This is a genomic window from Flagellimonas alvinocaridis, from assembly GCF_004916895.1.
Lineage (GTDB): Bacteria > Bacteroidota > Bacteroidia > Flavobacteriales > Flavobacteriaceae > Flagellimonas > Flagellimonas alvinocaridis.
Map to the genome: position 1 here is coordinate 1 of NZ_SNTZ01000096.1, position 422 is coordinate 422.

Below are 422 nucleotides of genomic sequence, written 5' to 3' on the forward strand. Positions count from 1 at the left end.
AAAAATATGAAAATCTAGAAAATTTTTGAGTTGGATTCCAATTTTGAAAGATTTCCTATTGACGAGCTACAGCAATTGCACCTATTAAAGCAACTAAAAGAATTATTGAAATGAGTTCAAATGGAAGAAAAAAATCTGTTGATAAATGAATACCAATTTGTTGACTATTACTTATCAAATCTTGTTCTAGAATCTGGTTGGATCTTGTAGCCCAAATAATCCCGTACCATGACGTATCTAGAATAGTGCTAATTAGGGAAATTAAAATACTTGTACAAATTAGCGAAGTAATTCCATCTCCAATAGTAGAAAGATGGAAATCTTTGTAATATTCTGAACCATTCATGAACATCACAGCAAACAGGATTAAAACGTTTATAGCTCCTACATAAATCAGGAGCTGCGCCGCCGCTACAAAGTGG

General features: G+C 32.7%; 1 protein-coding gene. It reads right to left on the minus strand.

From position 1 onward, the window contains the following. Positions 1 to 55: 55 nt before the first annotated feature. Positions 56 to 422, minus strand: a 367-nt coding sequence (locus EZV76_RS17985; RefSeq protein ID WP_136567709.1) for an NADH-quinone oxidoreductase subunit J, incomplete at its 5' end; no start/stop codon positions are given.